Consider the following 14,875-nt stretch of genomic DNA (forward strand, 5'->3'; position numbering starts at 1 on the left):
TATCAGCGTACCCTGACTTCGCCGCGCATGCCGGCCGGATAGTGGCCGGGCTCGAGGCAGGCAAAGCTCACGGTGCCGGCGTCGGTAAAGCGCCAGAGCAGCTCGCCCGTTTCGCCGCCGTCCAGCGACAGGGCGTTCGCGGTGTGTTCGTGCGTCATGCCGGGGCGCGCCAGCATGGCGTCGTAGTGGGCGGCCAGGGTCTGGGCATTACCCAGCACGAGCTCGTGACGCAGCATGCCGCGGTTGCGCAGCGCGATGCGCACGGTCTCGCCCGCGCGCACGTCGAACGCCGCCGGCGTGAAGCGCATGTCGTCGCCCATATCGACCTCGATCGTGCGCGTGACCGCTCCCGCCTGTCCCGGCACACCCGTTCCGTCTTCGGCGGGGGCGGGATGCTCGGGGTCGTGCGCACGGTCGTGCGCGGCGCCGTGCGTGTGCGGCGCGCCGGGCGCGGCGTGCAGCGGCAGGGCGGTCGTGGCCAGCAGCAGCGCGGCCAGCGGCAAACGGAGTGAATGCAAAAGAGAGGGCATGAGCGCGTCGGCGAGGAGGGGGATCCCTGCACTGTAGGGCCCGCCCGGTGACCCCTGCCTGACGCCCACATTACTTTTCGGTAATGTGCGCCGCGGGCAGCGCCAGGCCGATTTCGGTGGCGCCGTCGCCGCTGCGGGCGTGCACGGTGCCGCCATGCATGCGTGCGATCGCCCGCACGATCGCCAGCCCGAGCCCGTGGCCCGGCACGCGTTCAGGTCCGGCCGCGGGCGGCGGTCCGCCTCGGAAAAAGCGGTCGAACAGCCGCGGCAGCTCGGCCGCCGGGATGGGCGTGCCGGGGTTGCGCACCGTGATGTCGATCACGCCGCCTGCTGCGTCCGGTGCCGGCGTGCAGACGATCACGATCTCGCCGCCGGCCGGTGTGGCGCGGACCGCGTTGGCCACCAGATTGGCCAGCGCGCGGCGCAGCAGGCGGGCGTTGGCCTGTGCCGTGGCACGGCCCTCGATACGCAGGCGCAGACCACGGTCTTCCAGATCGGCGTCGTAGAATTCCGCGACGCGCCGCGCCTCCTGTTCGATCGGCACGAGGCCGAGCTCCGCGGCGCGTTCACCGCCGTCGGCCCGCGCCAGAAAAAGCATGTCGTTGACGAGCGAGCTGAGGTTTTCGAGCTCTTCGAGATGCGAGGCCAGCGTGTCGCGCAGTTCGTGCGGCGAGCGCTCGGAGGCCAGCGTCACCTGGGTGCCGTTGATCAGCGTGGCGAGCGGCGTGCGCAACTCGTGCGCGACGTCGGCATTGAAGCCTTCCATCTGCTGATAGGCGGACTGCAGGCGTTCGAGGGTGTGATTGAACGCGGCCACCAGATCGGCCAGCTCGCGATCGATGCCCGCGACGGGCAGCCGCTCGTGCGGCTGATCGGCGCGGATCGCCGCCGCCAGGCGCGACAGCCGGCCCACCGGTGCGAGCGTGCGCCGCACCGCCCAGGCCGCCAGCGCCACGGTGGCGCCGACCCACAGGGCGCAGATGAGCGCGACCACGGAGCCATACGCGACCAGGAATTGCCCGCCCGCGCGGGTGCTGACGGCCACCGTCAGGCGCGCGCCGGGGCGCTCGTGGGCGTCGAGCGGCACCTGCACGCCGCGCAGCACCTGGCCGTCGGGGGCTTCGATCTCGATTTCGTCGCCCCGCAGCGCGCGCAGCCGCGGCGCGGCCGGACCATAGAGCACCTGATCGCCGTCGGTCAGCCAGATAGCGAGGTTGCCGTGGCCGGTGCGCATGTTGTCCAGCGTCGCGTCCAGGCTATGTCGATCGTGCGAGCCGGGCGTCATGCCGACCAGATGCGCGATCAGCTCGGCCTTGCCGCGCGCCTCGGTCACTTCCTGCTGCCGCATTTCGCGCTCGAGCGCCCACAGCAGCGTCATGCCGGCCACGGCCGACAGGGCGAGGGAGATGGCGCCCAGCCAGAGGATCAGGCGCGTCTGCATGGACGGCGCGCGGTGCGCGCGCACGGGCCCGGCACTCATGCGCGCGATTCCAGGACATAGCCCATGCCCCGCACCGTGTGCAGCAGGCGCTGTGCGTAGGGATCATCGAGCTTGCCCCGCAGCCGCCGCACCGCGACCTCGATCACGTTCGTGTCGCTGTCGAAGTTCATGTCCCAGACCTGCTCTGCCAGCGTGGCGCGCGACAGCACCTGGCCCTGCCGGCGCAGCAGCAGGCTGAGCAGGGAGAATTCTTTGGCCGTGAGGTCGAGGCGCTGGCCGCCGCGCTGCGCCTTGCGGCTGACGAGGTCGAGTTCGAGGTCGGCCAGGCGCAACACCGTGGGCTCCTGGCTGCGGCCGCGCCGGCCCAGCGCATGCACGCGGGCGAGCAACTCGGAAAACGCGAAAGGCTTGACCAGATAATCGTCGGCGCCGCCCTCGAGGCCGCGCACGCGGTCTTCGATCTTGTCGCGCGCGGTGAGCATCAGGACCGGCGTGTCGGCGCGCCGGGCCCGCATCTCCGCCAGCACACCGAACCCATCGATACCGGGCAGATTCACGTCCAGCACGACGAGGTCGTAATCGCCCTCGATCGCCAGATGGCGGCCATCGACGCCGTCGCGGGCCAGGTCGACCACGTGGCTTTGTTCGGACAGGCCTTTATGCAGGTAGTCGGCGAGCTTGAGCTCGTCTTCGATCACGAGGATGCGCATGATGCCGGTGAGAGCAGGGAAGACACAGGCCGCATTATGCCGCCGGGGCGGCGTGGCCTGTGTCCTGCCATCACGCGAATCAGTCGGACAGCTCCGCGCCCGCGATGCGCTCGGGGGGGAACTGCAGCGAGAAGAGGCTGCCCTTGCCGGGCTCGCTCTCGATCAGCAGCTCGGCGTCGTGCCGCATGGCGATGTGCTTGGTGATGGCCAGGCCCAGGCCGGTGCCGCCCACGGCCCGCGAGCGGCCGCGGTCGACGCGGTAGAAGCGCTCGGTCAGGCGCGGGATGTGGCGCGCCGGGATGCCGATGCCGGTGTCCTGCACGCTGTAGCGCGCGCCGCCGTCGGGGGTGCCGGCCCAGTGGACCGTGATCGTGCCCTCGTCGGGCGTATAGCGCACGGCGTTGGTCAGCAGATTCGAGAAGGCCGAGGCCAGCTCCGAGGCATTGCCGAGCACGTCGAGCGTCTCGTCGATGTGCCACTGGAACACATGCCGTCCGCCGGACAGCGCCTCGACCTGCTGACGCGCGGTCTGCAGCAGCGAGGCGGTGTTCACGGCGACCGGATCCGAGCCGGGCGAGGATTCGAGCGTGGAGAGCGTCAGCAGGTCTTCGACGATGGCCTGCATGCGCTGCGCCTGCTCGAGCATCATGCCGAGATACTGTTCGCGCTGCTCGGGGCCGATGGCCTCGGACGGCATGTCGCGCAGGGTTTCGAGAAAGCCCGCCAGTACGGTGAGCGGCGTGCGCAGCTCGTGCGAGACGTTCGCCACGAAGTCGCGCCGGGTGGTTTCGAGCCGTTCGATCTGCGTGACGTCGCGCGAGATCAGCAGGCGCTGATTGCGTGCATACGCGGCCAGCTGCATCATCATGACGCGCTCCTGGCCGTTGAGCGTGAGCCGCACCAGCAGGGGCTCGGGCCAGTCACCGCGATGGGCGTAGGCCACGAACTCGGGCGCGCGCAGCAGATTGAACAGGTTGTGCCCCCGATCGGCCGGCAGCCGCAGCCCGAGATGGCGGCGCGCCATCCGGTTGGCCCAGTCGATCTGGAAGTCTTCGTTCAGTGTCACCACGCCGTCGGGCAGGGCCTGCGCGGCCGCCAGCATGCTTTGCATGGTGTCGCGCATTTCCTGGATCTCGCGCGAGCGGCGCCGCGTGTAGCGGTAGAGCGGCGCGAGGATGTCGTCCCAGGGGCCGACCGACGCGGGCGGCGCCGTGTCGGGGTTGTGCGCCCAGTGCGACACCAGCTGCAGGCGCCAGCTGCGCCAGACCAGCATCACCAGCAGGGCCGCCGAAAACACCATCCAGCCCGCGGGGGAGCCGATGGCCCAGTTCGCGAACAGGGCCACGACCGCCCAGAACGCGGCCAGTATGAGAGTGCGTAGCCAGATCATCGTGAGCGGATTTTTACCGCGCCGGGACCTGTGCCGTAAACCGGTACCCGCTGCCGCGCACCGTCTCGACGTGCGCATCGTGGCCGCTGGGTTCCAGGGCCTTGCGCAGGCGGCGGATGTGGACGTCCACCGTGCGCTCTTCGACGAACACGTGGTCGCCCCAGACCTGATCGAGCAGTTGCGAACGCGAGAACACGCGTTCCGGGTGCGTCATGAAGAAGTGCAGCAGGCGGAACTCGGTGGGGCCGATCTGCAGCGACTGGCTGTTGCCGGCCAGGCGGTGCGTGACCGGATCCAGGCGCAGACCCGCGACGTCGATGATGTCGTCGGTCAGCTGCGGCGCGCGGCGGCGCAGCACGGCCTTGATGCGGGCCATCAGCTCCTTGGGGGAGAACGGCTTGGTGATGTAATCGTCGGCCCCGGCTTCGAGGCCGTCGACCTTGTCCTGCTCCGCGCCCTTGGCGGTCAGCATGATGACCGGCACGCTGCGGGTGCGCTCTTCGTCGCGCAGCTTGCGGGCCAGCGACAGGCCCGACATGCCGGGCAGCATCCAGTCGAGCAGGATCAGATCGGGCAGTTCGGCGCGGATGAGCGTCTGGGCCTGCTCTGCGTCAAAGGCCCGGAGAACCTTGTGACCGGCAAACGAAAGATTGACGGCGATAAGTTCCTGGATGGCGGGTTCGTCTTCGACGACAAGTATGGTGCTGGACATGGTGTTACACATCAGTCGGGCGCAGGCGCTGCGCGAACATTGCGATAGTATGGCCGCAATATTTCAGGTATGTGACGGATCCTTCAGGCCGCGCCTCTGCCATGTTCGCGTAAGGATGCCGGTCCGATCGGCTACCATTGGGTGATACCCGAGATCCGACTATGCAAAACCCCCATCCCTCTTCCGATACCGGCGACGCCGGCCAGTCCACCCACTTCGGCTTCCAGTCCGTGCCGGAGGCCGACAAGGCCCGCAAGGTCGCCGAAGTGTTCCACTCGGTCGCCGCCAAATACGACGTCATGAACGACCTGATGTCGGGTGGCCTGCATCGCATCTGGAAAGCGTTCACGATCAGCCGCGCGGCCATCCGCCCCGGCATGAAGGTGCTGGACATCGCCGGCGGTACCGGCGATCTGGCCCGTGCGTTCGCCAAGCGCGCCGGCGTCACCGGCGAAGTGTGGCTGACCGATATCAACGACTCCATGCTGCGCGTGGGCCGCGACCGTCTCACGGATGGCGGCATGATCCTGCCCACCGCCGTCTGCGACGCCGAGAAGCTGCCGTTCCCGGATGGCTATTTCGACCGCGTGAGCGTGGCCTTCGGCCTGCGCAACATGACCCACAAGGACCGTGCGCTGGCCGAGATGACGCGGGTGCTCAAGCCCGGCGGCAAGCTGCTGGTGCTGGAGTTCTCGCGGGTGGCCAAGCCGCTCGCGCCGGCCTACGACTGGTATTCCTTCAACATCCTGCCCTGGCTCGGCAAGAAGGTCGCCAACGACGAGGCCAGCTACCGCTATCTGGCCGAATCGATCCGCATGCATCCCGACCAGGACACCCTGGCCGACATGATGCGCACCGCTGGCCTGGATCGGGTCCAGTACTTCAACCTGACGGCCGGCGTCGCCGCCCTCCACGAAGGGGTCCGTCTGGGCTGAGCGCTCCCCCCGGGGAACTTGTGGCGGACTGCCTTGTCCGTTATGCTTAGACCATTCAGATTTCTGTAAGAAAAGGTCAGGTTACCTTCACGCCGGCAGGGCACCCCGCCCGGCGCGCGCAGTCCCCGACCCTTACACCACAGAATCACTAATGTGTGCCCCGGCCACAGGCCGGGCGCGCTGCGCTCCTGCGGGGGAGCGCTCATGCTTGTATACGAGGAGCATATTGCGATGTCCCGAATCGGTTTTTCCCGGGGTCTCTCCCGAACTCTCGCCGCGGCGCTGATCGCCGTGTCGGGCGCCGTGCTGATCACGGCTTCCTTCGACGCTGAAGCCCGCCGTGCAGGCGGTGGCAGCAGCGCCGGCCGTCAATCGAGCAACGTGACCACGCAACGCCAGGCCACCACGCCGCCGGCCACGCCGGGCGCGGGCACCACCGCGGGCGGCACCGCCGCCACCGCCGGTACCGCCGCCGCGGGCACCGCTGCCGCCGGCGCCGCCGCGCGCAGCGGCGCGTCGCGCTGGCTCGGTCCCATCGCCGGCATCGCCGCCGGTCTGGGTATCGCCGCGCTGCTGTCGCACATGGGCCTGTCGGGCGCCTTCCTCGAGTTCCTGAGCAGCGCGCTGCTGATCGCACTCGTCGTGTTCGCCGTGATCTTCCTGGTTCGCCGTCTGCGTGGCGGTGGCCAGCGTCCGGCCATGCAAGGCGCCTACGGCAACAACAACGCCAACGGCAACAACAACGGCCAGGGCAACCAGCCGATGTGGCGTGAGGCGCTCAAGCCCACGCAGCCGGCTCCGGCCGCCGCGCCGGTGGCTGCCGCCGCCGCTGCACCGGCCGCTGCCGCGCTGCCCAAGGCAGGCGAGGATGGCAACTGGTTCATCCCGGGCGACTTCGACACGCCGCGCTTCCTGCAACAGGCCAAAGAACAGTTCGTTCGCATCCAGGGCATCTGGGACAGCGGCAACGTCGAAAGCCTGCGCGACCTGCTGACCGATGACCTGATCATCGAACTCAAGCCGCAGCTCGAGGCCCGTGCCGGCGACGCCAACAAGACCGAAGTCGTGCTGCTCAACGCCGAGCTGCTGGGCATCGAGACCGTCTCCGACGGCCACCTGGCCAGCGTGCGCTTCTCGGGCATGCTGCGCGAAGAGGCCGGCGCCGAAGCCTTCCGCTTCGAAGAGGTCTGGAACCTGTTCAAGCCCGCGAATGGCGGCTGGCTCCTGGCCGGCATCCAGCAGATCCCGGTGGAATACGCGAGCTGATCGCGCCTTCCGGCGCCGGCCCCGGCCGGCGCCCGGTCCACCTCGATGCTTTACCCCTGAACCGGTCTTGTGGCGCATGCCCTGGGCCGGTTCGCTCGTTAGGGAGAGGGCCGCGATTAGCGCGGCGTATTAAACCGGTAAACTGCCTAAGTTCATACCGGACCTCCCTGGCCGCTCGCGCGGCCGCATGATTCCCGATGCTGCCTTTGCCCGCGCCCTTTTCCGTCCTGCCCCCGCCATCGCGATTCGTCGTGCGCCTGCTCAACGCGCTGCTTGCGCGCGAGCCGTGGGCGAGCGCGCGTCTCGTGCGTCACGCCGGCAAGACCGTGCGTTTCGCGCTGGGCAATTTCTCGCTCTCGCTCACCATCACGAGCGATGGGCAGGTGGACGTGGCCGATCCTGCGGTCGTGGCCGACGTCACGCTGTCGGGCGTGCCCGAGCGCCTGAGCCTGGCGAGCCTGCTGCCCGGCGTGCGCCCGGCTGGCACGCGGCCCGACGTGGCCGAGCTCACGCACATTTCCGGTGACGCCGCGCTGGCGCAGGTCGTGGCCGACCTGGCGCGCGATCTGCGCTGGGACGTCGAAGACGAGCTCGCGCAGCGCATCGGCGACGTGCCCGCGGCGCGCCTGCTGGGCGGTGCCCGCGCGCTTAACGACTTCGTGCGTGGCGCCGCGCTGCGCCTGGCACAGAACATCTCCGAATACCTGGCCGAAGAGCGCGCCGTGCTGACCAGCCGGCCCGCCCTGGCGCAGTGGCGCCTCGACCTCGATCAGCTCGGCACTGACACCGATGCGCTGGCCCGCCGGCTGAGCGCGCTCGATGCCCGCCTGGGCCGTCAGGCCGCGGTGAGGGGCGCGCGATGATGACTCTCCTGCGTCTGCTGCGCATCATCGTCGTCTCGCTGCGCTATGGGCTCGACGAGCTGGTGCTGTCGAGCATCAACCATCCCGTGGCCACGCTGCTGTTGCGCGTGATGCGCTTCGGCACGCGGCCGCGTACGCCGCGTGGCGTGCGCCTGCGCCGCGCGCTCGAGTCGCTGGGCCCGATCTTCGTCAAGTTCGGTCAGGTGCTCTCGACCCGGCGCGATCTGATTCCGGCCGACATCGCCAACGAGCTTGCGCTGCTGCAGGACCGCGTGCCGCCGTTTCCGTCGGCGCAGGCCGCCGCCATGATCGAGGCGGCGCTCGGCGCGCCGCCCGCGCAGCTGTTCGCCCAGTTCGACGTCGATCCGGTGGCCTCGGCCTCGATCGCGCAGGTGCACTTCGCCGTGCTGCACGATGGCCGCGAAGTGGCCGTCAAAGTGCTGCGGCCCGGCATGCTGGCCGTGATCGAACAGGACATGTCGCTGTTGCGCATCGTGGCGCGCGTGATCGAGCGCCTGGGCGACGACGGCCGCCGGCTCAAGCCGCGCGAAGTGGTTGCCGAGTTCGACAAGTACCTGCACGACGAGCTGGATCTGGTGCGCGAGGCCTCGAATTGCAGCCAGTTGCGCCGCAACTTCGGTCCCGAATCGGGCCGCGGCGACATGCTGATCGTGCCCGAGGTGATCTGGGAATTCACGGCGAGCACCGTCTTCACGATGGAGCGCATGTACGGCATTCCGGTGGGGCAGGTGGATCGCCTGCGCGCCGCCGGCATCGACATCGCCACGCTGGCCCGCAGTGGCGTCGAGATTTTCTTCACCCAGGTGTTCACCGACGGCTTTTTCCATGCCGACATGCACCCGGGCAACATCTATGTGTCCGATAAGCCCGAGACGCTGGGGCGCTACATCGCGCTCGATTTCGGCATCGTGGGCTCGCTGTCGGAGTTCGACAAAAACTATCTGGCGCAGAACTTCCTCGCCTTCTTCCATCGCGACTATCGCCGTGTGGCGCAGTTGCACATCGAGTCGGGCTGGGTGCCGCCCGACACGCGCGAAGAAGAGCTCGAGGGCGCCGTGCGCGCGGTGTGCGAGCCGTACTTCGATCGGCCGCTTTCCGAGATTTCGCTGGGGCAGGTGCTGCTGCGCCTGTTCCAGACTTCGCGCCGCTTCAACGTCGAGATCCAGCCGCAGCTGGTGCTGCTGCAAAAAACCCTGCTCAACGTCGAAGGCCTGGGGCGGCAGCTCGATCCCAACCTCGATCTCTGGAAGACCGCCAAACCCTATCTCGAGCGCTGGATGCGCCAGCGCATGGGGTTCGATGGTCTGAAGAAGGCGATGTCCAAGGAAGCGGTGCAGTGGGCGCAGATGCTGCCCGCGATGCCGCGCCTGGTTCATGATTACCTCAGCCGTCCTGTCGTTGCGCCGCAACTGCTCGACGAGCTGAACAAACTGCGGCGCGCCCAGGAACACAGCAACCGTGTCCTGATCGCGCTCACGGCGGTGGTGGCGCTGGGCATAGTGGTTGCTTTCTGGGCACTGACGCGATGAGCGCGGCCTGTCACGGAAACGTCACCGAAATGTCATCACAGCTTCGCCTGCACCGGCGATAACTCACTCCTATGAGGTGTACCGGCATCATGCTCACAAGGCATGACGTCCGCAGCACCCATTTTTTGACCCACAAGCCCCTCAAGCGGGAAATTTCAAGGGCTAAATCATGCTTTATCCTGAACTCTTCAAGACCATGGAAGCCGTGCGCTGGAATATGGCGACCGACATTCCCTGGGACGACTTCGACCGCAGCAAGCTGACGGAGGAGCAGGCCCAGACCATCAAGATGAACGCCATTACCGAATGGGCGGCGTTGCCAGCGACCGAGATGTTCCTGCGCGACAATCGGGCCGACAGCGACTTCTGCGCGTTCATGTCAGTGTGGTTCTTCGAAGAGCAGAAGCATTCGCTGGTATTGATGGAGTATCTGCGTCGCTTCCGTCCCGACCTCATGCCGACCGAAGAAGAGCTGCACAAGGTGCGCTTCGAGTTCGATCCGGCGCCCGAGCTCGAGACGCTGATGCTGCACTTCTGCGGCGAGGTGCGCCTGAACCACTGGTACCGTTGCGCCGCCGACTGGCACACCGAGCCGGTGATCAAGGCGATCTACAAGACCGTGGCCCAGGACGAGGCCCGCCATGCCGGCGCCTATCTGCAGTACATGCGCCGCGCGCTGCACGACCGCGGCGAAACGGTGAGCGGCGATGCCCGTCACGCGTTCGCCAAGATCGGCGTGCTGATGGCGTCGGCCAGCCGCAGCGCCCAGGCGATGCACCCGACCAATCTGCACGTCAACAAAGACCTGTTCCCCAACGACACCGTTCAGTCGCGTCTGCCCGAACCGGGCTGGCTGGAGCATTGGCTGGACACGCAGATCCGCTTCGACGGTCTGTGGGAGCAGAAGGTCGCCACGCGCATCCTGCACATCCTGTCCAAGCTGCTCGACAGCAACTTCGCCTCGGTCAAGGATCTGAACCGCTACCGCAAGGAAGTCGCCGCGCGCCTGCGCCCGGCCACGCCCGGCGGTTCGGTGCTGGTCGGCGTCTGAGTGCGTTGATCGCGGGATAGCCGCGCCGCGTCCCGCGGCTATTCGAAGCGGCGGGCAGGCCGCGTACAATCGCCGCATGACGACGACCGCCCGCTTCGAATCCAAGATCCTCAGCCGCGAAGACCTCGTGGCCGCCGTGGCCTCGGGCCGCCTGCCGCGGCCGCTGGTGTTCACCAACGGGGTGTTCGACATCCTGCATCGTGGCCATGTCACCTATCTCGACGCGGCCGCGCAGCTGGGCGCCACGCTGGTGGTGGCCGTCAATACCGACGCGTCGGTGCGCCGGCTGGGCAAGGGCGCCGAGCGCCCGCTCAACGCCGAGGGCGACCGCGCGGCCCTGCTGGCCGCGCTGGCCTGCGTCGACGCCGTCACCACCTTCGCCGAAGACACGCCCACCGAGCTGATCGGCGAGCTGCGGCCCGACATCATCGTCAAGGGCGGCGACTACGACATGGAAACCCTGCCCGAAACCGCCCTGGTCAAGACCTGGGGTGGCCGGGCGGTGGCGATTCCGTTCGAGTTTCAGCGCTCCACGACGACGCTGGTGCGCAAAATCCAGGCGGGCTGAGGCAGGGCCCAGGTCAGGCAGGCCGACGCGCGCTGGCGGGGTCTGAGGGCCTCAGCGCGGCAGCCGCAGCAGACGGTTGACGGCGTCGAGGTCGGACTCGGCCAGGATGCCGCTCACGGCCTTCAGGCGCAGCCCGTCGAGCAGGGTGTTGTAACGCACCACCGCGAGGTCGCGTTGCGTGGCGTAGAGCTGCTGCTGGGCGTTGAGCACGTCCAGGTTGATGCGCACGCCCAGCTCGTAGCCCGTCTGGTTGGCATCGAGCGATGCGCGGCTGGAGCGCTCGCCGGCCTCGAGCGCACGCACGCGCGCCAGACCGGTCATCACCCCATTGAAGTACAGCCGCGACGCGGTCACGGCCTGGCGCCGTGCCGTCTCGAAATCGTGGCGCGCTTTTTGTTCGAGCTGGACGCGTTCTGTTACCTGAGAGGAGATGCCGCCACCGGCGTAAAGCGGGATCGACAGGGTCACGCCGACGCTGCTGTCGATGGGCCGGCCGGACCCCGAGCGCTGCAGCGAACCATCGGTGGCGCTGCCGCTGCTGGCGTACATGTTGAGCGTGGGGTAATGGCCGCTCTTGGCGATCTCGGTATTGCGCGCCGCGATGCGGGTGGACAGTTGCGCGCGCAACACCTCGAGGCCGGCCGCTTCGGCCTGGGTCGACCAGTCGGCCAGCCGCGCCGGCTGCGGCGCGGGCAGCGCGACCCCATGCGGCAGTTCGGCCAGCGCGCCCGGCGCGCTGCCCATGATCTTGGCCAGCTCGTCGCGCAGCGTCATCACCTCGTTCTGCAGACGCAGCTCTTCGGCCGACAGCAGGTCGTGGCGCGCCTGGGCTTCGTAGGTATCGATGATGGTGGCGTTGCCGAGCTCGAAGCCGCGTTGGGCCGCGGCGAGCTGTTCGGCCACGGCGGCCTTCTCGGCTTCGGTGGCGGTGAGGGTTTCCTGGGCGGCCAGGATGCCGAAATAGGCGCCCGCGACGCGCAGGATCAGGTCCTGGAAAGCCTGCTGCAGCTGCACCTCGGCGTCGGCCACCACCAGCTTGGATTGCTCGAAGCGCTGCCAGCGGTTCCAGTCGAACAGGGGCTGCGTGAGCACCAGGTCCCAGGTGCCTCGGCCACGCCCCTGGTCATAGGCCAGGCCGCGCGTGCTGCGGCTTTCGTTGTAGGCGCCGGAGGTTTCGCCGGTGATGTACGGCAGCAGCTCGGCGCGTGCCTGCGGCAGCTTTTCGGAATTGGCCCGGTACTCGGCGCGCGCGGCCGCATAGAGCGGGTCGCGCGCCAGCGCCTCGCGCCAGACCTGCATCAGGTCCTGCGCGCAGGCCGACACGCCGGCCGTTGCGGCGCAGAACCCGATCAGTACTGCTGCAACGTGCCGGGCGCGCATCGCGTCAGAATTTGAAGTGCGATACGGTCGCGCCGCGCAGCGGCTTGATCACGGTCTCGAAGAGCTGGACGGTTTCGAAGCTTGCCGCCGTGGTGCGGGTGATGCGACAGGCGGTCTGGATCGGGGCATCGCCCACGATCACGACCAGACGGCCGCCCACGCGCAGCTGATACTTGAGCGCATCGGGCACGGTGGGCACGGAGCCGGTGACCAGGATGGCATCGTATTCGGTGGAGCCCCAGCCGTTGCGGCCGTCGCCCGTCTCGACCTTGACGTCGGTGACGTTGTTCATCTGCAGATTGGTCTGCGCGAACGCGACCAGACGCGGATCGATCTCGACGGTCGTGACTTGCTGGGCCAGATGGGCCAGCAGGGCCGCCTGATAGCCCGATCCGGTACCGATTTCGAGCACGCAGTCGGTGGGCTGCAGCTGCAGCTCCTGGGCCAGACGCGCCTCGAGCTTCGGCGTCAGCATGGTCTGGCGCGTATTGACGGCGTTGATCTCGAGCGGAATCTCGAGGTCGGAGAAGGCGATCGAGCGCAGGGCCGGCGGCACGAACAGCTCACGGCGCACGGCGAACAGGGCGTCGAGGACGCGCGTATCGAGTACGTCCCAGGGGCGGATCTGCTGTTCCACCATGTTGAAGCGGGCTTGTTCTACGTCGGGCAGGGTCGAAGCGTTCATGACGGCAAAAGAGAATCGGACAAAGGGATTAGCGTCCCATTGTAGCGGCTACTACCCTTCATGGGCATGAAGCCGGGCCGCGGCGCGGCCGGGGCCGCGCGCGGAGCGTGTACCGGCCCGCGCGCCGGGGCGCACGGGCCGGGGGGAATCACCACCAACCGTGGAAATGATGGACCGGGCCGTGACCCTCGCCCACCTGCAGGCGCTCCGCGTGGCGGATGGCCTCGGTGAGATAGGCCTTGGCGCGGCGGGCGGCCTCGGGCACCTCGTCGACCTGCGGCAGCAGGGCGGCCAGCGCCGCCGACAGCGTGCAGCCGGTACCGTGGGTATTGACGGTGTCGATGCGGTGGCCCGGCAGCTCGATCATGCGGTCGCCGTCGTGCAGCAGGTCGATGGTCTCGGAGCCGGGCAGATGCCCGCCCTTGACCAGCACCCAGCGATGGCCCGAATGCGCCATGCGGTTGCGCAGGCGCTCGGCCACCCGTCGCATTTCCTTGACGGTCTCGACGGGCCGCTCTTCGAGCAGCACGCCGGCCTCGGGCAGGTTGGGCGTGAGCAGCGTGGCCTGCGGCAGCAGCGACTCGCGCATCGCGCCCACGGCGCTGCGTTCGAGCAGGTGGTCGCCGCTCTTGGCCACCATGACGGGGTCGACCACGACGTGCGGCGGCGTCCAGCGCGCGAGCTTTTCGGCGACCACCCGGATCACGGGCTCCTGGCCCACCATGCCGATCTTCACGGCATCGATGCGCACATCGGCGAACAGGGTATCGATCTGCTCGCCCACGAAGGCGGGAGGGACCGGCGCGATGCCGCTCACGCCGCGCGTGTTCTGGGCGGTGAGGGCGGCAATCACGGCGCAGCCGTAGGCGCCAAGGGCGCTCATGGCCTTGACGTCGGCCAGCACGCCGGCGCCGCCGGAAGGATCGACGCCCGCGATGCTCAGGGCGTTGGGAATGCGACGCGGGGCGTTCATTGCTTGGCGGCGATCAGGCCTTCGGTGGGCGAGCTGGGCGCGCCGCTGTACAGCTTGCGCGGCACGCGGCCGGCGCGGAAGGCCTCGCGGCCCGCCTCGACGCCCTTTTTCATGGCGCTGGCCATCAGCACCGGATCCTGGGCGCCGGCGATCGCGGTGTTCATGAGAACGGCGTCGCAGCCGAGCTCCATCGCGATGGCGGCATCCGAGGCGGTGCCCACGCCCGCGTCGACCACCACCGGCACCTTGGTCTGGTCGATGATGAGGCGCAGGTTCCAGGGGTTGAGAATGCCCATGCCCGAGCCGATCAGCGAGGCGAGCGGCATGATGGCGACCACGCCCATGTCTTCGAGCATGCGGGCCTGGATGGGATCGTCCGTGCAATACACCATGACCTTGAAGCCGTCGTCGATCAGGGTCTTGGCGGCCTTGAGGGTCTCGGGCATGTTGGGGAACAGCGTGTGCGGATCGCCCAGGACCTCGAGCTTGACCAGGTCGTGGCCGTCGAGCAGTTCGCGCGCCAGGCGCAGCGTGCGCACGGCGTCGTCGGCCGTGTAGCAGCCGGCGGTGTTGGGCAGCAGCGTGAAGCGCGAGGGCGGCACGTAGTCGAGCAGGCTGGGCTCGCCGGGGTTCTGGCCGATGTTGGTGCGGCGGATGGCCACCGTGACGATATCGCAGCCGGAGGCGTCGAGCGCGGCGCGCGTCTGTTCGAAATCCTTGTACTTGCCGGTGCCGACCAACAGGCGCGACGCGTATTCGCGGCCGGCGATGGTGAGGGTATCTTGAGTGCTCATGGCGATGCTAGGCAGATGCGGCGGGAC

At 68.4% G+C, this 14,875-nt stretch carries 15 protein-coding genes; 6 read left to right on the forward strand and 9 right to left on the reverse strand.

Annotation, left to right across the window (positions count from 1 at the left end; all coding sequences use genetic code 11):
* Positions 1-2: 2 nt before the first annotated feature.
* The 5 genes from CAL25_RS03300 to phoB form a co-directional block, all read right to left on the reverse strand.
* Positions 3-530: a cupredoxin domain-containing protein gene (locus CAL25_RS03300; RefSeq protein ID WP_094798489.1), complete on the reverse strand. Its 528-nt coding sequence runs from the start codon at positions 528-530 to the stop codon at positions 3-5.
* Between the two features lie 70 nt (positions 531-600).
* Positions 601-2,010: a heavy metal sensor histidine kinase gene (locus CAL25_RS03305; protein WP_249278928.1), complete on the reverse strand. Its 1,410-nt coding sequence runs from the start codon at positions 2,008-2,010 to the stop codon at positions 601-603.
* Positions 2,007-2,681, reverse strand: a complete 675-nt coding sequence (locus tag CAL25_RS03310) for a heavy metal response regulator transcription factor (protein WP_094798490.1) — start codon at positions 2,679-2,681, stop codon at positions 2,007-2,009. Before CAL25_RS03310 ends, CAL25_RS03305 begins: the two co-directional genes overlap by 4 nt.
* Before the next feature lie 79 nt (positions 2,682-2,760).
* On the reverse strand, positions 2,761-4,071 hold the full coding sequence (gene phoR / locus CAL25_RS03315) for a phosphate regulon sensor histidine kinase PhoR (protein WP_094798491.1): 1,311 nt from the start codon (positions 4,069-4,071) through the stop codon (positions 2,761-2,763).
* Between the two features lie 13 nt (positions 4,072-4,084).
* Positions 4,085-4,783: a phosphate regulon transcriptional regulator PhoB gene (gene phoB / locus CAL25_RS03320; protein WP_094798492.1), complete on the reverse strand. Its 699-nt coding sequence runs from the start codon at positions 4,781-4,783 to the stop codon at positions 4,085-4,087.
* Positions 4,784-4,944: 161 nt separating this feature from the next.
* On the opposite strand from phoB, the gene ubiE reads away from it, so the two are divergent.
* From ubiE to rfaE2, 6 genes are all read left to right on the forward strand, one after another.
* Complete coding sequence (gene ubiE / locus CAL25_RS03325; RefSeq protein ID WP_094798493.1) at positions 4,945-5,718, forward strand: bifunctional demethylmenaquinone methyltransferase/2-methoxy-6-polyprenyl-1,4-benzoquinol methylase UbiE; 774 nt, start codon at positions 4,945-4,947, stop codon at positions 5,716-5,718.
* Between the two features lie 231 nt (positions 5,719-5,949).
* Positions 5,950-6,984 (forward strand): Tim44 domain-containing protein, encoded by a 1,035-nt coding sequence (locus CAL25_RS03330; RefSeq protein WP_094798494.1) that lies wholly within the window; start codon positions 5,950-5,952, stop codon positions 6,982-6,984.
* A gap of 197 nt (positions 6,985-7,181) precedes the next feature.
* Complete coding sequence (locus CAL25_RS03335; protein WP_094798495.1) at positions 7,182-7,847, forward strand: ubiquinone biosynthesis accessory factor UbiJ; 666 nt, start codon at positions 7,182-7,184, stop codon at positions 7,845-7,847.
* Positions 7,844-9,397, forward strand: a complete 1,554-nt coding sequence (gene ubiB, locus CAL25_RS03340) for a ubiquinone biosynthesis regulatory protein kinase UbiB (RefSeq protein ID WP_094798496.1) — start codon at positions 7,844-7,846, stop codon at positions 9,395-9,397. The genes CAL25_RS03335 and ubiB overlap by 4 nt, the downstream gene beginning before the upstream one ends.
* A 169-nt stretch (positions 9,398-9,566) precedes the next feature.
* The gene (locus CAL25_RS03345) at positions 9,567-10,448 is read left to right on the forward strand and encodes a ferritin (protein WP_094798497.1); all 882 of its coding nucleotides are present in this window, start codon (positions 9,567-9,569) and stop codon (positions 10,446-10,448) included.
* Between the two features lie 76 nt (positions 10,449-10,524).
* Positions 10,525-11,016 carry a D-glycero-beta-D-manno-heptose 1-phosphate adenylyltransferase gene (gene rfaE2, locus CAL25_RS03350; protein WP_094798498.1) on the forward strand — a complete coding sequence of 164 codons (492 nt, stop codon included), beginning with the start codon at positions 10,525-10,527 and terminating at the stop codon, positions 11,014-11,016.
* Positions 11,017-11,067: 51 nt separating this feature from the next.
* Here the strand turns inward: rfaE2 and CAL25_RS03355 are convergent, their stop codons facing one another.
* The 4 genes from CAL25_RS03355 to CAL25_RS03370 all read right to left on the reverse strand — a co-directional run bounded on the left by CAL25_RS03355 (position 11,068) and on the right by CAL25_RS03370 (position 14,848).
* Positions 11,068-12,396 carry a TolC family outer membrane protein gene (locus tag CAL25_RS03355; protein ID WP_094798499.1) on the reverse strand — a complete coding sequence of 443 codons (1,329 nt, stop codon included), beginning with the start codon at positions 12,394-12,396 and terminating at the stop codon, positions 11,068-11,070.
* Between the two features lie 4 nt (positions 12,397-12,400).
* The gene (locus CAL25_RS03360; RefSeq protein ID WP_094798500.1) at positions 12,401-13,081 is read right to left on the reverse strand and encodes a protein-L-isoaspartate O-methyltransferase family protein; all 681 of its coding nucleotides are present in this window, start codon (positions 13,079-13,081) and stop codon (positions 12,401-12,403) included.
* A 148-nt stretch (positions 13,082-13,229) separates the two neighbouring features.
* Entirely contained in the window at positions 13,230-14,054 is an 825-nt protein-coding gene (gene thiD, locus CAL25_RS03365; RefSeq protein WP_094798501.1) for a bifunctional hydroxymethylpyrimidine kinase/phosphomethylpyrimidine kinase, read from the reverse strand.
* On the reverse strand, positions 14,051-14,848 hold the full coding sequence (locus CAL25_RS03370) for a thiazole synthase (protein WP_094798502.1): 798 nt from the start codon (positions 14,846-14,848) through the stop codon (positions 14,051-14,053). The genes thiD and CAL25_RS03370 overlap by 4 nt, the downstream gene beginning before the upstream one ends.
* Positions 14,849-14,875 lie beyond the last annotated feature (27 nt).

The sequence above is a fragment of the Bordetella genomosp. 5 genome (assembly GCF_002261315.1).
Lineage (GTDB): Bacteria > Pseudomonadota > Gammaproteobacteria > Burkholderiales > Burkholderiaceae_B > Bordetella.

Bases quoted from the DNA above. Each gene is read 5' to 3' on its own strand.
- CAL25_RS03300 (WP_094798489.1), bottom strand. From the start codon at position 530: ATGCCCTCTCTTTTGCATTCACTCCGTTTGCCGCTGGCCGCGCTGCTG.
- ubiE (WP_094798493.1), top strand. From the start codon at position 4,945: ATGCAAAACCCCCATCCCTCTTCCGATACCGGCGACGCCGGCCAGTCC.
- thiD (WP_094798501.1), bottom strand. From the start codon at position 14,054: ATGAACGCCCCGCGTCGCATTCCCAACGCCCTGAGCATCGCGGGCGTC.
- CAL25_RS03360 (WP_094798500.1), bottom strand. From the start codon at position 13,081: ATGAACGCTTCGACCCTGCCCGACGTAGAACAAGCCCGCTTCAACATG.
- CAL25_RS03305 (WP_249278928.1), bottom strand. From the start codon at position 2,010: ATGAGTGCCGGGCCCGTGCGCGCGCACCGCGCGCCGTCCATGCAGACG.
- CAL25_RS03330 (WP_094798494.1), top strand. From the start codon at position 5,950: ATGTCCCGAATCGGTTTTTCCCGGGGTCTCTCCCGAACTCTCGCCGCG.
- CAL25_RS03345 (WP_094798497.1), top strand. From the start codon at position 9,567: ATGCTTTATCCTGAACTCTTCAAGACCATGGAAGCCGTGCGCTGGAAT.
- phoB (WP_094798492.1), bottom strand. From the start codon at position 4,783: ATGTCCAGCACCATACTTGTCGTCGAAGACGAACCCGCCATCCAGGAA.
- CAL25_RS03310 (WP_094798490.1), bottom strand. From the start codon at position 2,681: ATGCGCATCCTCGTGATCGAAGACGAGCTCAAGCTCGCCGACTACCTG.
- ubiB (WP_094798496.1), top strand. From the start codon at position 7,844: ATGATGACTCTCCTGCGTCTGCTGCGCATCATCGTCGTCTCGCTGCGC.
- CAL25_RS03335 (WP_094798495.1), top strand. From the start codon at position 7,182: ATGCTGCCTTTGCCCGCGCCCTTTTCCGTCCTGCCCCCGCCATCGCGA.
- phoR (WP_094798491.1), bottom strand. From the start codon at position 4,071: ATGATCTGGCTACGCACTCTCATACTGGCCGCGTTCTGGGCGGTCGTG.
- rfaE2 (WP_094798498.1), top strand. From the start codon at position 10,525: ATGACGACGACCGCCCGCTTCGAATCCAAGATCCTCAGCCGCGAAGAC.
- CAL25_RS03370 (WP_094798502.1), bottom strand. From the start codon at position 14,848: ATGAGCACTCAAGATACCCTCACCATCGCCGGCCGCGAATACGCGTCG.
- CAL25_RS03355 (WP_094798499.1), bottom strand. From the start codon at position 12,396: ATGCGCGCCCGGCACGTTGCAGCAGTACTGATCGGGTTCTGCGCCGCA.